The following is a 14,147-nucleotide window of genomic DNA, read 5'->3' on the forward strand; positions in this document are numbered from 1 at the left end:
AGGCATTACCCATGACCGACGATCGCACTGCCAACGAGCTCGACACCGCGACCGAGGCCGCGGCCTCGCCCTCGACGACCCAGACCAACTGGTCGGACACCCTCACCTTCACGCCCGCGATCGCCGTCGAGCCGCGGTGCCTCACCGAGCTGCGCCAGGTGGTCCGCCTGGCCCACGCCGGGCACAAGCAGGTGCGCGCGCGCGGCAGCGGACACTCGTGGAACCCTGCGATCGTCACCGCCGATTGCTCGGTGAACACCAGCCGGCTGACCCCCGAGAACAAGAACGCCTGCGTGTGCAACGTGGTCGGCGGGGCAGGGGCGGCCAATTGCATGGAGGTCCGCCACGAGGCCGTGACGGGCGCCGATGGCCGCGCGTACCTGCGGATCAGCGTGCCCGCGGGGATGTGTCAGGGCGACTTCGCCAACCTGGCGCAGCAGCTCGGCGCGCCGCTGCCGACCCAGGGCCCGGCGCCCGACATCACCCTCAGCGGCTTCGTCGCCAACGGCTGCCACGGCACCGGCTGGTCCGAGCCGACGATCGCCGAGCTGGTCTACGGCCTCGAATTGGTGGCACCCGACGGGACGGTACTGACATTCACCGCCGACGCCAGCCCGCCCGGGTTCGAGGCCCTCGGCCTGAGCCCGGCCGAGCTGATGAACGTGGTGCGGGTGAATCAGGGCGCGCTCGGCGTGCTGGCGCGGATCGTCTTCCAGCTGCCGGCCGAGCCGTTCAACCTGCGCGTCTCGAACGCGTTCGTGAAGGTCACCGACGTGTTCGATCGCGCCGACCCGGGCAAGCTGCAGCGGCTGATCGAGGGCCACGATTACGTCGAGCTGTTCTGGTTCCCGTACAACGCCTACAAGATGCACGGCCTCACCCCGGTGCCGGCCGGGCCCGAGCAGGACACCCTGTGGGTGATGATGTTCGATCGCACCAGCGATCCGGTCAGCGGCGACGCCACCTTCGTCAACCTGTGGAACGACGCGTTCGGGGTGCTGGCGCTGGCGGGCGGGGCGATCGGCCCGCTCATCGACCGCCTGCCGAAGGTCGTGCCGGCGATGTCGAGCTTCGCGCTGAGCACGATGAAGTGGAAGAACCTCTTCAGCGATCCGGTCGTGCTCACCCCGCCCGACGGGTTCCTCTATCAGAAACGCTACTTCCGCAGCTTCCTCGACCTCGAGTTCACGATGCCGATGGGCGGGGCGCAGGGCTTCGCCGACATCGTCGCCGCGTTCTATCAGCTGGTCGATCGCATGGAGGCGTGGCGCAGCGGCAGCGAGGGCGACATGCCGTACCCGGTCAACCTCAACGCCCACGCCCGCTTCGTCCGCAACAGCCAGGCGACCCTGTCGCCCGCCTACGCGCCGGCGGGCTCGTCGCAGCACACCTGCTACTTCGAGTACCTCAGCTACTCCCACGGCGACCTGACCGACACGTACCTGGCCTTCAACCGCGAGTTCTACAAGCCGGAGCACGAGCTCGGGTGGAAGAAGTGGGGCGGGCTGCCGAATTGGGGCAAGTACCTCGACAGCGTGCCCGGCATCGACGAGTACGTGCATTCGCTCCTGACCGCGAAGACCGGGGCGCAGCCGACCCGCCTCGAGCAATTCCTGGCGGTGCGCGACCGCATCGACCCCGACGGGGCGACGTTCACCAACGAGTACCTGCGCGGCTTCTTCACCGGCCACGCGGCGGCCCGGCAAGCGCTGCGCGGGGCGCCGGCCGGCAACTTCCCGGAGATGCCCGCGCAGCCGCCCCGCAGGGCGTTCCCACTGGCCAACGTCGAGCACGCGGCGCCGACCGAGCCGATGCAGGTCGACGGCATGGAGCTGTACCACGACCTCGCCGCCGGCGCGGCCTTCCTCGTCAACGAGCACGGCGAGGTCAACCTGCTCGCGCTCGAGCACGACCCCGCCACCGGGCAGCTGCACTACGTGCCGGCGACGCCGTCGCAGCACCTCGGGTTCGAGGAGATCCTCGACCGCGTGGCGCGGTTCCACCGGCGCCAGCGGGCGGATTGAGGTGAGCACCGCGAGCGCGAAAGGACATGGCACGAGAGACATGTCCTTTCGCGCTCGTCGCATGATTGCGAGCAGGCCGACGGGCCGGGCGCCGGCGAGCGGGCGGCGCCGCTCGTGGCGGGCTCGACCGGTCGAACCTTCGGCCGCGCCGGCGCGTTCGAGCGAGGGCATGCCCGCCGTCCGCGCCGCGCTCCTCCTCGCCCTCGTCCTGACCGCCTGCGGCCACACCTCCGGGGCCCGAGAAGTCGCCGAGGCGCCGGAGCCGGCAGAGCCGCAGGGAGGGCCCACGGAAGAAGTCGAGGTCGAGGCCGAGGTCGCGGCCACGCCCGCGAAGCCGGACCCGAACGCGCAGGTGATCACGTTCAGCGGCGACGACGCAGACCCGGAGCCGCCGACGCAGATCCGCAGCCCGCCGAAGCGCCCGCCGATCCCGAGCTTCCAGCTGTTCGGCACGCGATCCAGCGACGGGCCGCGGTGAGGCGGCCCCGGTCTGCCTGCACCGCGCTCAGGGCTCGCCGAAGCCGCTGGCGACCCAGCGGCCCGCGCTCGCGCTGCTGAGCTTGAAGTTCGGCGCGACCCGCCGCTCGGCCAACTTCTCGCCGATGGCATCCCACGCGGAGAGCATCGCGTGCGGGTCGTCCTCGTCGGGGGCGATGTCCAGGTCGACGCGGATCGAGCTGCCCTCGCCATCGACCACAGTCACGCTCCGGTGACGCATGGCCCGGGCGTGCGCCTCGTGGCGAGCGACGACGTCGAGCGCGCCCTTGAGCAGGGTCTTGAAGTCCGAATGGTTGAGCGGCTTGGGATTCTTCTTGTCGCGCCCCATCGTCCATGGGCTGGTGAGGACCGGCTCGGAGTCGCCGTCCCGCGTCATCGTCACCGCCCAGCCCTCGTCGTCCTCGTTCTTGATCACCCGGGCAGTGAAGCCGCTGGCGACCCACGTGCGCTCGTCGCCCTCGTTCTCGCTCTCTGGTTGCTCCGCCGTGTTCTTCGTCATGACGCTCCGTGTCCTGCTCGGGCCTGTGCAAATGTATAGCATTTCGTTCGGCAGCGCGCCTACTTGCGCCCGAGGGCCCGGACCAGCGCGTCGAGCACCGCGCGGGTCTTCGGCGGCATCTTCGGGCCGGCCGCCACGAGCGCGTGGATCGGCGGGCCCTGGGCCTCGGTCCCCGGCAACACTCGCTCGAGCCGTCCGGCGGTCACGTGCGGCTCGGCCACCTTGTCGAAGATCTGGGCGACGCCGAGGCCCTGCAGGGCAGCGTCGACGAGGGCCTGGCCGTCGGTGAGGATGATGGTCGGAGTCGGCGTGACCTGCTCGCGCCCCATCGCCCACGCGCGCAGCTGGCCGCTCGGGCCGCGGAACACGATCGCGTCGTGCGTGAGGAGCTCCGCGTCGTCGGCGGGCCGGCCGCGGCGGGCGAGGTAGGCCGGCGAGGCGTAGAGGCCGAGGCGGAGGGTGCCGAGCTTGCGCGCGGTCAGGGTGGTGTCGCGGGCGAGCTCGCCGATCCGCACCACCAGGTCCCAGCCCTCGCCGACCGGATCCGACATGCGATCGGCGAACGAGAGCTCGAGCGAGAGCTTCGGGTGGCGCTGACGCAGCTCGCCGAACGCAGGCAGCAGGAGGCGGCCGAACGCGGCCGGCAGATCGACGCGCACGCGGCCGGCGGGTTCGGAGCGGCGGGCCGCCAGCGCTTGCTCCGCCTCGCGCAGGCCCTCGACCGCGGCGCGCGCCGCCTGAAAGTACGTCTCGCCGTCCTCGGTCAGCCGCACCGCGCGAGTGGTGCGCTGCAGCAGCCGCGTGCCGAGGCGCGCCTCGAGCCGCTGCACCGCCTTGCCGACGTTCGACTTGCTGGTGCCGAGCTGCTCCGCGGCGCGGGTGAAGCTGGCGGCCCGGGCCACGGCCACGAAGACCTCGATGTCGCTCGCGTCATTGCGCTCGGCCACGGTGCGTCGACTATGCCGCATTGTCGCCGCCCGGGCGACGCAGAAGCGCCGCGGCGAGGCCTACTCGCCGCGACGACGGACGCCATCCTGTCCCGCGAGCCACACGCGGCTCGCACAGGAGAGAGCATCATGAACGCGAAGCAAGAGACGCAGCACTTGTCGGCCAGAGACCGCGAGCTGGCCACCGTCGCGGCCCTCGTGGCGCTGGGCGAGGTCGGTCGCGGCCACCTTCCGCAGCACGTCGACGCGGCGCTCGACGCCGGGGCGAGGCGCCAGGAGATCGTCGAGATGATCGGCACCCTGTCGCAGGCCTCGGGCACGCCCACGGCGGTCAATGGGATCGCAGCCGCTGCGAAGGTGTTCGCGGCGCGCGACGCCGCCGGCAAGGCCCTGCCTGGCGAGGCGGTGCTCGAGCCGGGCGACGCCCCGGTCGCGGAGGGCAACGACGCGCGCTACGAGCGGGCCAAGCAGGTCATCCAGCAGGTGTATCCGGCCGGCCCGACCGACGACACGTACACCAGCGTCGAACGGATCGCGCCGCACTTCTGGCGCAACATGGCGACCGTCTTCTACAACGATCTGTTCCTGCATCCGGGTGCCACCATTGCGACGCGCGAGCTCGGCATCTTCGCGGCGTACGTGGCGATGAGCACGGTGCCGTTGCAACTGCGCTGGCACACCCACGGCGCGCTCAACAACGGCTGGTCGCCCGATCAGCTGCGCGAGGTCGTCCGCGCGCTCGAGCCGTACGTCGGCCACGCCAACGCGTACCAGTCGCGGCTGGCGCTCGAGGAGGTGGTGGCCGGCCGCTCGGCGGTCGGGGCCCCGCGGGCGACCGAGGCGCTGCCGCTGGCGGCGCTCGAGCCGGCCGCGCACTTCTCCGCCCGCGAGCGCGCGCTCGTGACGCTGGCCGCCCTGATCACGCGGGCCACCTCGCCGGAGCTGCTGCGGCTGAAGATCGCGGAGGCGCTGGCCGCCGGGATGGCGCAGGCCGACGTGTGGAACCTGATCTCCGGGCTCGAGCGGGTCGCCGGCAGCGCGGCCGCCTCGCGCGCCCGTCTCGCGGCCGAGTCCGCGCTGGAGGCGTCATGAATCGCACCGCCCTCGTCGTCGGCTCCACGGGCATCGTGGGGCATACCCTCTCCGAACACCTCGTCGCGCGCGGCTGGTCCGTGCTCGGGCTGGCGCGCGAGCCGGTCGCCACGCCCGGTGTCACGCCGCTGGCCGCCGATCTGCGCGACGCGTCGGCGGTCCAGCGGACTCTGAAGGATCTGCGACCGTCGCACGTGTTCTACGCGACCTGGTCGCGGCGCCCGACCGAGGCCGAGAACATCGCGGTGAACGGGGCGATGATGCGGAACCTGCTGACGGCGCTGCGCCCGGACGCGCCCCGGCACGTCGCGCTCGTCACCGGGCTCAAGCACTACATCGGCTCGTTCGACAATTACGCCAAGGGGCCGCCGCCGCCGACGCCGTTCCGCGAGGACCTCCCGCGGCTGCCGGAGCCGCAGTTCTACTACACCCTCGAGGACGAGCTGTTCGCGGCGGCTCGTCGCCACGGCTTCGGCTGGAGCGTGCACCGCCCGCACACGATGCTCGGCTTCGCCGAGCGCAACGTGATGAACATGGGCACGACCCTGGCGGTGGTCGCGACGCTGGCGCGGGAGACGGGGCGTCCGTTCGTGTTCCCCGGCAGCGCCGCGCAGTGGCACGGGCTCACCGACATGACCGACGCGCGGATCCTCGCCGGGCACCTCGAGTGGGCGGCGACGACCCCGGCCGCCCGCAATCAGGCGCTCAACGTCGTCAACGGCGACGTGTTCCGCTGGAAGCGGATGTGGACGCGGATCGGCGATTGGTTCGGGCTGGCGCCGGCGCCGTTCACCGGGGAGGGCGTGCCCCTCGAGCGACAGATGGCCGCCGCGGCCCCTGCCTGGCGCGCCCTGGCGGCCCGCCACGGCCTCGCCGAGCCCGACTTGGCGAAGCTCGCCTCGTTCTGGCACACCGACGCCGACCTCGGGCGCCCGTTCGAGTGCGTGACGGACATGTCGAAGAGCCGCGAGCTCGGCTTCCGCGAGTACCAGACGACCGACAAGGCGTTCTTCGCCCACTTCGCGGCGCTGCGGGCGCGGAGGCTCATCCCGTGAGCGCGTTCGGGTGCTCTTCAAGACATGTCACAATGGACATTCTCGAAGAGACATGGTGATGAGGTCATGCTCGATCGGTCATGTCTCGAGGTTCGCTCACGGTCGCGTCGGGTCGTCGGCGGGCGGCTCGCGCGGGACACGCAGGGCGGCGACGGCGGGTAGACGAGGCCCATGCCGCCGGCGCGAGTCGCCTGGCGCTGCGATGGCGATCGACGACCTCCTGGCGGGGCCCGCCGGCACCGGCGGGGCGTCCGCGGCGTCGCGCGTGGCTGCCTGCTTCACGGGCGGCCGCGGGGCGAAAATCCCCACCATGTCGCGAAGTAACCCGGATGGACGCGGACGACGGGGCCTGGCCGGATCCGCCCGCGTCGCCGCGGCGAGGGAATGCATTCATGGCACCCGGCAATGCACGTGCGGCCTGCCGATGGTGACGGCCGCGAGCGGCGGGTAAAAACGGCGGCGGCTTGTGTATGGTGGCCTGGATGTTCGCGCGTCGCCTCGCCTCGGTCCTCGCCCTGCTCGTCGCCTGCAACTCGCCCACGGCCGGCGAGACCGACGACGCGAGCGGCGGTGATTCGACTGGCACGACGGCGCCGACGACCACGAGCACGTCGACGACCACCGGCGGAGAGCCGACTGATCCGACCACCGGCGGCACCACCGGCGACGACAGCACCACCAGCACGAGCGAGCCGCTGCCCGAGCCCTTGCCGCCGCTCGAGGGGCCGGTGCCGCTCACCGACGAGGTGCTGCGCACGCCGACGCACCCCGTCGATCCGGAGAAGGTGCTCGACCTGCGGCTGCCGGCCGACGTCGAGACCGCGCTGGCCGACGGCTACGGCGACGTGATGCTCGGCCCCGGCGAGCCGGTGTTGCCGCGCACCCTCGACGACTCCGAGCCGCCGGCGCCGGGGGCAGCGCCGAAGCTGCTGGTGCGCTTCGTCCACCTGGCCGACACTCAATTGGCGGACGACGAGTCCCCGGCCCGCCTGGCCTCGTTCGACGAGGTGTCCGGCGGCGCGTTCCGCCCGCAGGAGGGCCACGTGTGCCGCATGCTCAACGCGGGGGTGCGCACGATCAACGCCCTCAACGTCGACGCGCCGCTCGACTTCGTGCTGCTCGGCGGGGACAACACCGACAACGCGCAGACCAACGAGCTCGAGTGGTTCCTGGGGATCCTGAGCGGCGCGCCGGTCGAGTGCGACTCGGGGGTCGACGACGATCCGCTGCCCGGGCCCGACAACGACCAGAAGGACCGCTTCGCGCCGGTCGGCCTCGACGTGCCGTGGCGCTGGGTGGCCGGCAACCACGACGTCCTGCGCCAGGGCACCTTTGCGATCCTCGACTTCAGCGAGCCGATCGGCGACGACTCGGTCGGCGGCACGCGGGATTACGGCCAGCCGGGGGCGCCGATCGTCAAGGGCATGGTGCCGGCCGATCCGGCGCGGGCGTTCCTGACCGAGCCGGAGCAGCTGGCGATCGTCGCGGGCGACGGCGACGGCCACGGCCTCGACGCGGCCGTCGAGCTCGGGCGGACGTTCTACACCTTCGACGTCGCCGGCACCCCGCTGCGGTTCTTCGTCTTGAACACGTCGTCGCTGACCGGCTCGAGCCAGGGGCTGATCCGGCCGGGTGATCTCGAGACGATCATCGCGCCGACGCTCGATCAGGCGCTGGCCGACGGCAAGTGGGTGATCGTGACGTCGCACCACCGCTCCGGCAGCCTCGGCAACGGCCAGGAGTTCGGCATCGGCACCAAGTACGACGACGCGCTGACGCCGGTGCAATGGCAGGAGTTCCTCGGCGGCTACGACAACGTGATCATGCACCTCGCCGCGCACACGCACCGGTTGATGGTCGAGCCGCTGCTGCCGGCCGGCGGCCACCCGTACTGGGAGATGGTGACGCCCTCGCTCAACGACTTCCCGTCGCAGATGCGCGTGATCGAGGTGTGGGACCAGGACAACGGGGCGCTGTCGATCAAGGCGCGCGCGTTCGACATGATCACCGACGACGACCCGCTGGCCGAGCTCGGCCGGACCCTCGCGGTCGCCGACTTCACCTCGGGCTGGGAGAACGACGGGCGCGGGACCGGGCCCGACCAGCGCAACGTCGAGCTGTGGATCGACGCGCCCGAGTGAGCGCGTCGAGAGGCACGGATCAGCGCCTTGACCGCGTCGGGCCCGGCTCCTACGGTGCCGGGCTACTTCATGTCGACGCGATACTCCCTGGCGTTCCTCTCCTCCTGGATGATGGCTTGCGGCGGCGGCGGCATGGACTCGGCGTCGAGCAGCACGAGCAGCACGAGCAACGCGACGACCGAGCCGGGCGGCGAGCCGACGAGCACGAGCGGCGCGCCGACGACTTCCGGGACCTCGACCGGCACGGAGGGCAGCGACAGCGACAGTGACGGCGCGTCGTCGACGACGGGCACGAGCACGACGAGCACCGGCGGCGTCGAGACGACCACCACGAGCGGCACGAGCACGACGAGCACGACCACCGGCGACGGCACGACCGCGCCGATCGATCCCTGCGACCCCGATCCCTGCGCCGCGCCGCAGCACTGCCAGGACGGCCAGTGCCTCGATCCGGAGCCGCCGGGCGAGGGCCAGGTGATCGTCGTCGAGATGATGATCGATCCGCAGCTGTCCGACTTCGACGCCGAGTGGTTCGAGCTGCTCAACGTCAGCGACGACGACCTCGACCTCGACGGCTGTCATCTGGCCGATCTCGGCGTCAACGACGACGACCATCCGATCGACGCCGGCGGCCCGCTGGTGCTCGGTCCCGGCGAGCGGATGGTGATGGCCAAGACGGTCGACTCTGCCGTCAACGGCGGCCTCGAGGGCGTCGCCTACGCGTTCGCGCAGGGGTTCTCGCTGACCAACACCGGCGACGCGTTCATCCTCCGCTGCGGCGACGTCGACGTCGACGTGGTCGAGTTCGAGCCGATGACCTGGCCGTACGACACCGGGGTCGCGATCCAGCTCGACCCCGGGCAGGAGGAGGCGCTCGCCAACGACGTGCCGGGGGCCTGGTGTGCGGCCACAGCGGAGTATTTTTCGCTGCACACCGGCAGCCCTGGCGCTGCCAATCCGCCGTGTCGCTGACGGCGACCCACGTCGGCGCGGATCGACTGGCCGGGGGGACCTGCGAGTGGCACCCTGGGATCGTCGACATGCGAGTCCTGCACGCCATCCGCACCCCGTGGGCGCCGTATTCGGTGATGTTCTCGAACGACGGGACGCGGCTCGCGGCCGGCGGCGGGGCCTGGTACGGCAACGGCGGCGTCGCGCTCGCGCGGCTGTCGACCGGCGAGATCGCGGTGACGCCGATGAGTCCGCAACGTCAGCCCGGCTACCCGACGGATCCGCCGACGGTCGCGGGCCTCTACTTCTCCGCCGACGATCGCCACCTGGTGGCCGCGACGCGGGGGTCGAGCCTGAGCCCTGGCCCGACGATCCTGTTCGGGGTCACCGATCTGGCGATCGCCCGCGAGGCCGCGTTCGTGCCCCGCCACGAGCCCAGGCGCAGCCGCGGGTGCGCCACCGGGGTGATGTTGACGGGCGAGCTGGCGCTCGTCCGTCACCACACGTCGTCGCTCGATGAGCTCGTGGCGGTGCGGCAGTTCTCGGAGCGGCTGGAGTGCCGCGGCGACGACACGCGACATCCCCTGACCCACTGCGGGATGGTCGTCCGCCGCGGATGGGTGTTCACCGGCGGCGGTGGCTCGCTCGGCCTGGCGGTCTGGCGCCCCGAGACGGGGGTTCGTGAGGCGGGGAAGGCCGCCGACGGCCTGGTCGCGGTGCCGCTGGCGAGCGACGAGCCGATCCAGCGCGTACACGTGCGAGGGGGCCGGCGAGTCACCGCGATCGCGGCGCTGCCGGGCGAGGACGGCTTTCTCACCGGCGGCCTCGACGGGGAGCTCGATCGCTGGTCGTTCGCGGAGACCCTGCAGCAGGAGCGGCTGCCGACGCCGGAGGGTCCTCCGGGCAGCATCGAGCCGGAGCTGCCGACGACGCCGGAGGTGCGCCAGTCGGTGGCGGGGCTGGCGTGGGCGACGTACTCCCGCGACAGCGTGGTCGGCATCGTCACGCTGTGCGACGGGGAACGCTGGGTCAGCGTCGACGCCGGCGGCCGGCTGCGCCTGTGGCGAGGCACGACCCTGCTCGGCGCGTGGACGCTGCCGGCTCCGGGGACGCCGCGCTCGCTCGCGGCCCACCCGACCGAGCCGTGTGTCGCGGTGGGGATCAAGCAGGGCGGGTTCGGCCGCCCGAGCTCGCTCGTGCTCGTGCTCGAGTGCTGAGGCGACGCAGGCGTGCCTGACGGCGGCCCTCGGACGAACATGTTTGAAAGGATATGTCCATTCGGTCATGCCCCGACGCGCATGACCGAAGGGGCATGCTCGTTCGGCCTCACGCGGGGTCGACGACGCGCCCGTAGAACAGCAGGACGCCGCTGCGGACGTCGCGGATGTAGAAGATGAACGGGCGATCGGCGATGAACGGGATCGGAGCGGTCTTGGCGTCGCCGACCGAGATCTCGATGGCGTTGGCGGCCGGGGCGTCGGCGCCGTGCTCCCCGACGGTGAGGCGGGCCCGGTGACGCACTGCCGACAGCGCCAGCTTCTTCTCGCCGGTCATGCCGCCGAGCTCGGCGCGGCGGGCGTCGAACACCCGCGCCGCCCCGAGCTTGTAGACGAACGGCGCGAGGTCGAGGTCGCTGTCGAGGCTGAAACGGGGCAGCTGCAGATCGACGGGGGCCGGCTTGGCGGCGTCGAGCCAGCTCTGCAGCCGCTCGAAGTCGAAGCCCTTCTCGACGTCCTCGAGGCCGCCGCGGGTCGCGGGCAGGAGGAGCACCATGCTGTACTCGCCGCCCCGGTACGGCAGCTCGACCAGGCGCAGCTTGCCGGCCAGGCCGAGGGTGGTGGACACGCGCTGGACGCTGCGCATCATCGGCACGGGCTCCCTGCGCTCGTGGCCGTAGAACATCACCGGCGCGGTGGCGGCGGGGTCGAAGCGCTCGAGCCAGTCGGCCTTGAAGGCGGCGGCGTCGGTGACGAGCAGGCGCGTGCCGGCGTCGACGGCGTCCGCGGCGACGATCTCGCCGATCTCGGAGCGGGTTTGCTCGCGCACCCAGCCGTTGATCTGCTCGCGCGCGCCGGCGAGGTCGCCCGCGAAGTCGAGCGGACCGAACGGCGCGGCGAACACCTTGCGCGTGAGGTCGAGGTACTCGGGCTTGAACTCGTACTTCTGATCGCCGAACAGGCGGCTCGCGGTCACCAGGGTGACGTGGTCGTGCTCGTGGTTCCAGCGCGCGGCCAGGTGGGCGAGCGCCGCGTGGACGTCGCCGGTCAGACCGTCGTGGTGCAGCACCTCGGCGAGCTCGCGGGCCGTCGTGCCGGTGCTGCCGGCCTGCAGCATCGCCAGCGAGACCGAGAGGCTCATGCCCGAGACGAGCAGGTTGCCGGGCTGCTTGGCGAGCTTGCGCTGGAGGTCGATGGTGAAGTCGTTGATGCTGCGCCCGAGCGCGTGCTTGAGCTCGCTGCTGGCCTTGCCCGCCGGCGGCGCGGCCTTGGCCGGCTCGGCCGGCTTGGCCTCCGCGGGCTTGGCCTCGGCGGCGGAGGCGGCCTTGTCGGCCGGCGCGTGGGTGGGGGTCGGCGGGGCCGTGGGAATGGCGGCCGAGGCTGCGACCGTGGCGATCGGGGCGGGCTCCGATTTCGTCGCCGTGGCGTCGCAGCCGACCAGCGCGACGCAGACGACGAAGGTGCGGGGGACTCGCTGCGACATGAGGAGGGATGGTGCCGCAGATCGCCGCGCACGAGCGCGCCTGCGCAGCGCTGGGGCCCGCCGACGTCGCCGCGGGGGGCCGCGCGCCCAGGGCCGCGGCGCGGCGCTCCCGATCCAGCAGACTCAGCCGTGGGCCGAACCAAACCGTGGGGGCATGCGCCCACGATGACCGCTATTGCGCGCGCGGCCGCTGCGCCCGCCCGCGACCGCGGCGTGGCCGATCTGGGTGATCGCGTCGCGAGGACCTCGTCTGCAAAAATGTCTCTTCGGACATGTCGTGCGCGTGCGCGGCGCGTGGAGTGGCCTGTCCTTTGGAGCAGGCGAGATGGTGGCCACCGCGGAGCGACGGACTGGCCTTCGGGACAGGCGAGAGCGCCGCGTGAGCAGCGGGCTCTCGGGCCAGGTTAAAAACTACTCGCAGTCGCCCCAGACCATGTGCGTGTGGCCCTGGGCCTCGGTCGACTCGAGGTCGAACTGGCCGCCGTCGTCGATGGCGAGGAAGAGCTCCGGCGTGAGGGTGATCGTGTGGTCGTGATCGGCGGCGCCCTGGATGCCGTAGGTGCGCAGCTCGCAGGCCTTCACGTCGCTGGTGGGGATCACGAGCTCGTGCGGGGCGTCTTCGTGGTTGTCCTTGATGACGACGTTGATGAAGTCCTTGGCCGCGCACCAGCCCTCGCCGCACACCTGGCCGGGGTCGGTGGTCGTGCTCGTCGCCTCATGCTCGGTGGTCGCGGTCGATGTGGTGAGCGAGCCGGTGGGGAGCGCGGTGGTGGTGATGTCGCCCGTGGTGGCGTCGGTCGTCGTACCGGTCACCGGGTCGGGTTCGCTCGCGGCGGTGGTGGTCGTCGAGGCCGAGGCGCCGGTGCTGTCGGCCTGGGTGGTCTCGGCGGTGGTTTCGCCCGAGTTCGGGCCACAGGCGAGCACGGCACAGACGAGCGCGATGCGAGCAATGTCAAGCGTAGGCATGCGAGGCAGCGTAGCTCGTGCGAGCCACCTCGGCGGACGGCTTGCTGCAATCCGGGCGCCCGTCGGGGGGCGGCGGTTGGCTGCTCGCGCTTGCAGGCGCGAAGGTGTCGCTGCCGTCGCGGCTCCGCCAGCGACGCTCGTGCGCCAAGACAATCGCGTTCGCGCGGAGGCGTGGCGTATCCCGGAGATAAGGGGAGCGCGGATTCACGGGGACGCCGCGGGTCCTGCGATCCGTCGCCGGCGCGTCGCCTTCCTTAGAAGTGATAGTCGAGCTGGTACGGCACGCAGGCGAGGTTGTCCGGGGTGTCGACGCGGATCCACAGCTTGGCGCTGTCGTCGAGGCCGCCGCAGTTGAGCTTTGGGGCCACGCTCGTCGGGCTGCAGCAGCCCTTCTGGCCCAGCGGGGCCGTCGAAGGGGTGGCGCCGTTGCAGTTGATGCTGGTGCTGCCGCTGCTGCACTGGATGTAGACGCAGACCTGGCCGCCGCTGCCGTTCTGTTGAAACAGGCTGCGCACCGGGTCGACGTAATTGAGGAAGGCGTCGTCGCCGGCGAAGGTGTACCAGTCGATGTCGTTGGCCCCCCGGATCGTGCCGCACACGAAGGAGCCGTCGTCGTCCGCGTCGGTGATGGTGCCGAGGTTCTGCGCGGTCTCCTGGTTGTCGTGCGGCTCCTGGCCGTAATCCTCGCAGGCGTCGGTGACCTGCTTGCACGGGCGGCAGGCGGCGTCGGTGTGGCAAAAGTGGGCGTCACCCGGGCCGCAGGCGGTGTGCATGGCCTTGGGGGTGTTGGTCGGGGTGCCGTCCTCGCAGGTGTCGTCGGTGCAGTCGTTGTCGTCGTCGGGGACGTCGGAGGCGTCGAGCATGACGACCGCGTCGCCCTGGTCGCACACGAACCGCTGGCAGTCTCCCGGCACCTGGTTCGGCGGGTCGTCGGCGAGGACGCTGTCGAGGCCGCCCTGGCCGTCGCACACGTCCTGGCGGCAGTCGCCGGGGGTGCCGGGCCAAGCTGTCCCTTCAGGCAGGTCGGCGACGCCGCAGGCGCCCTCGACGCAGGTGATCTGCTTGCACGGGCCCGGGTAGGGGCAATTGTTCGGGCACTGATCCTCGCCGGCGGTCGGGACGGCCTCGGTGGTCGAACCGGTCGAGGTGCCGGTGGTGGTGGCGGCGTCGGTGGGGTCGGTCGGATCGTGGTGGAACAGACAGGCGCCGGCGAGCGCCGTGATGATGATGCCGATCGCCGCTGGCCTGCCTCGCATCGCCACACCTCCCGGATC

The 14,147-nt window shown here is 71.8% G+C and carries 12 protein-coding genes; 7 read left to right on the forward strand and 5 right to left on the reverse strand.

The window, feature by feature from the left end:
* The first annotated feature begins 11 nt into the window (after positions 1-11).
* On the forward strand, positions 12-2,024 hold the full coding sequence (locus O0S08_RS18130) for an FAD-binding protein (protein WP_269040427.1): 2,013 nt from the start codon (positions 12-14) through the stop codon (positions 2,022-2,024).
* Positions 2,025-2,193: 169 nt separating this feature from the next.
* Positions 2,194-2,502 carry a hypothetical protein gene (locus O0S08_RS18135; RefSeq protein ID WP_269040428.1) on the forward strand — a complete coding sequence of 103 codons (309 nt, stop codon included), beginning with the start codon at positions 2,194-2,196 and terminating at the stop codon, positions 2,500-2,502.
* A gap of 27 nt (positions 2,503-2,529) precedes the next feature.
* Here the strand turns inward: O0S08_RS18135 and O0S08_RS18140 are convergent, their stop codons facing one another.
* Positions 2,530-3,021, reverse strand: coding sequence for a hypothetical protein (locus O0S08_RS18140; protein WP_269040429.1), 492 nt, complete (start codon positions 3,019-3,021; stop codon positions 2,530-2,532).
* Between the two features lie 59 nt (positions 3,022-3,080).
* Entirely contained in the window at positions 3,081-3,968 is an 888-nt protein-coding gene (locus O0S08_RS18145; protein WP_269040430.1) for a LysR family transcriptional regulator, read from the reverse strand.
* Between the two features lie 129 nt (positions 3,969-4,097).
* Between O0S08_RS18145 and O0S08_RS18150 the strand changes: the two genes are divergently transcribed.
* The 5 genes from O0S08_RS18150 (at position 4,098) to O0S08_RS18170 (ending at position 10,424) form a co-directional block, all read left to right on the forward strand.
* Positions 4,098-5,060: a carboxymuconolactone decarboxylase family protein gene (locus tag O0S08_RS18150; protein ID WP_269040431.1), complete on the forward strand. Its 963-nt coding sequence runs from the start codon at positions 4,098-4,100 to the stop codon at positions 5,058-5,060.
* Positions 5,057-6,115, forward strand: a complete 1,059-nt coding sequence (locus tag O0S08_RS18155; RefSeq protein ID WP_269040432.1) for an SDR family oxidoreductase — start codon at positions 5,057-5,059, stop codon at positions 6,113-6,115. Before O0S08_RS18150 ends, O0S08_RS18155 begins: the two co-directional genes overlap by 4 nt.
* Before the next feature lie 482 nt (positions 6,116-6,597).
* Positions 6,598-8,256 carry a metallophosphoesterase gene (locus O0S08_RS18160; protein WP_269040433.1) on the forward strand — a complete coding sequence of 553 codons (1,659 nt, stop codon included), beginning with the start codon at positions 6,598-6,600 and terminating at the stop codon, positions 8,254-8,256.
* 69 nt (positions 8,257-8,325) lie between these two features.
* A complete protein-coding gene (locus tag O0S08_RS18165) occupies positions 8,326-9,228 on the forward strand; it encodes a lamin tail domain-containing protein (protein ID WP_269040434.1) in 903 nt (300 codons plus the stop codon).
* A 68-nt stretch (positions 9,229-9,296) separates the two neighbouring features.
* Positions 9,297-10,424, forward strand: a complete 1,128-nt coding sequence (locus O0S08_RS18170) for a hypothetical protein (protein WP_269040435.1) — start codon at positions 9,297-9,299, stop codon at positions 10,422-10,424.
* Positions 10,425-10,533: 109 nt separating this feature from the next.
* Here the strand turns inward: O0S08_RS18170 and O0S08_RS18175 are convergent, their stop codons facing one another.
* From O0S08_RS18175 to O0S08_RS18185, 3 genes are all read right to left on the reverse strand, one after another.
* Complete coding sequence (locus tag O0S08_RS18175) at positions 10,534-11,907, reverse strand: serpin family protein (RefSeq protein ID WP_269040436.1); 1,374 nt, start codon at positions 11,905-11,907, stop codon at positions 10,534-10,536.
* 411 nt (positions 11,908-12,318) lie between these two features.
* The gene (locus O0S08_RS18180) at positions 12,319-12,873 is read right to left on the reverse strand and encodes a hypothetical protein (protein WP_269040437.1); all 555 of its coding nucleotides are present in this window, start codon (positions 12,871-12,873) and stop codon (positions 12,319-12,321) included.
* Positions 12,874-13,127: 254 nt separating this feature from the next.
* Positions 13,128-14,129: a hypothetical protein gene (locus O0S08_RS18185; protein ID WP_269040438.1), complete on the reverse strand. Its 1,002-nt coding sequence runs from the start codon at positions 14,127-14,129 to the stop codon at positions 13,128-13,130.
* Between the last annotated feature and the right edge of the window lie 18 nt (positions 14,130-14,147).

Source organism: Nannocystis punicea (assembly GCF_026965555.1).
Taxonomy (GTDB): domain Bacteria; phylum Myxococcota_A; class Polyangia; order Nannocystales; family Nannocystaceae; genus Nannocystis; species Nannocystis punicea.